Origin of the sequence: Stenotrophomonas sp. 2YAF22 (assembly GCF_052114665.1) — a bacterium.
Taxonomy (GTDB): domain Bacteria; phylum Pseudomonadota; class Gammaproteobacteria; order Xanthomonadales; family Xanthomonadaceae; genus Stenotrophomonas; species Stenotrophomonas indicatrix.
Window position 1 is genome coordinate 1 of the sequence record NZ_JBFRFE010000721.1, and the last position, 1941, is coordinate 1941.

The following is a 1941-nucleotide window of genomic DNA, read 5'->3' on the forward strand; positions in this document are numbered from 1 at the left end:
CATCTTCAGCGAGGCCGAGGGCGACCAGCTGCTGCAGGAGATCCGCGCGGTCGAGGTACCGCAGGACGTGCGCCGCCGCATCGAATTCTTCAGCAGCCAGTTCGAGCTGATGGAAACCGCTGGCGCCCAGTTCGAGTACCTGACCAAGGACACCGTGCGCCTGGCCGGCACCGAATGGGCGCAGGCAACGGCCGCCGACAGCGGCCGCGATCGCATGAAGGACCTGGGTTGCCAGACCCGCAACGGCCTGTCGGTGCGCAACCTGATGACCCTGCTGATGTTCGCCAAGGCCATGGCGTACTTCCGCGGCAGCCCTGCCGTTGCCCTGGAGGATGTGCGCCAGGTACTGCCCTTCGTGCTGAACGACAAGCTGCAACCGGACCTTGATGCTCCCTTCTTCGCCCTGCCGGAGAATGCGCCCTATCGCAGCGATCGGCTCAGCTGGCTGCGCTGGCTGCTCGATGCCTCCAATGCCGAATATGACCGGCTGGATCTGGATCGCGACGATCCGGTGGGCGAGCTGTCGGCACAGTTCCAGCGGGGCCTGGATGGGATGACCGAGACGGAAACGCGCAAGCGCCTGACCCGCATCGAGCGTCTGGTGGAGGAACGGGTGAAGGGACGCAAGCTGTACGGCCATCTGTACGACGACCTGCTGAAGCTGAAGTACCTGCACCAGCGCTACACCAACTACCTGCATTGGCTGCGGGCACGCTGATCGTGGTTTCCGCCGTTCTCGCCGAGCTGCTGGCCGCGCGCCGTTCCGTGCTGAACCAGGCCGTGGCCGATGCCCGCCACCGCTGGCCCGGCCTGGACATGGCCGCCTTCAGCGCGTTCGTCACCCAGACCATCGACCCCCTCTGCCAGGCCATCCAGCGCCACCACCCGTCGGCAACGCAGAGCATGTGCGAGGCCGCCTTCGAGATCGGTCTGGAGCTGGTGGCGCAAGGCCATGCCGGCCCGAAGGCGCGTCTCCCGTGGGTCGAGCAGGCCTGGCGCTCGCTGGCCCCGGCCCTCGCCCCGTTGCTGGCCCACGCTCCGCGCGAGACCCTCGGCACCATCAGCAATGCGGTGGTGCGGCTGGGCGCCAGTCCGGACGTTCGCGTCGCGCAGTGGATCGATGCGATGGCTGCGCATGCAGGCGTGTGCACATCCTTGCCGGAACTGCGCGACATCGGGGCGCTCTGTGCCTGGCAGGCGGGGATGGTGCAGCTGCGCCGCCCTGCCCTTGCCCGTATCGATGCCCTGCCCGCGAATACGGTCGCCGCCGTGCTGGGCATCGATGCGGGTGATCTGGCCTCGGTCCGGGTCCAGCTTGAGCAGGACCGCTGGTGGAATCCGCGGCAGGGCAGCGTCGACCTGCGCGGGCATCGTGTCGGCAGCTTCAGCGGCCTGGACGGCGCGTTTCCGGCACCGCCACAGGTCCGTGCAGCGGCCGAGGGCTTCGTGGTCGAAAGCGCTGGCGGGTACTTCCTGCTGCTCGCCGATGCCTTCGGTGCCGTCCTGCTTCCTGCCAGCGCCGCCGAGTACGCAGCGGGCAGCAGCAGCGGACCGGCACCGGATGTGACCGCCCGCTTGGGCGTGCAGTGGATGGCGCCGGCGTTGTCCAAGGACAACCTGTGTGCGGTCTCCGGCGCGTCGGGCATCGCCCTGTTCTCGCCGTGGTCGCACCATGTGCATGTGTTGCCACCCCAATGAGTGCCACGGTCGCTGATCCGCTGCAGCCCTGGCGCGAGGCCTGGCCACAGGCACTGGCCACATGGAGCCGTTTCACCCGGCTGCAGGACCCGAAGTTGTGCCATTCGCGCATGCAGGCGGCCGCCGAGGGCCTGACCGGCAGCTTCGCGGCCATCCGCCTCGCCGACCAGCGCATCGTCATCGACCTGGAAGAAGTACAGCGCCTGCAGCTGCAACCCTACGCGCTGGAGATCCTCGCCCACG

Annotated in this window: 3 protein-coding genes; all 3 read left to right on the top strand. The window is 68.4% G+C overall.

The genetic code is table 11. The annotated features are described in order from the left end of the window. Positions 1-718: hypothetical protein (locus AB4Y84_RS20375; RefSeq protein ID WP_442250786.1), on the top strand; the 718-nt coding region annotated here is incomplete at its 5' end. Between the two features lie 2 nt (positions 719-720). Then, the gene (locus AB4Y84_RS20380; RefSeq protein ID WP_363733400.1) at positions 721-1698 is read left to right on the top strand and encodes a hypothetical protein; all 978 of its coding nucleotides are present in this window, start codon (positions 721-723) and stop codon (positions 1696-1698) included. After that, a partial coding sequence (locus AB4Y84_RS20385) for a hypothetical protein (RefSeq protein WP_442250787.1) occupies positions 1695-1941 on the top strand: 247 nt, incomplete at its 3' end. The genes AB4Y84_RS20380 and AB4Y84_RS20385, both read left to right, overlap by 4 nt.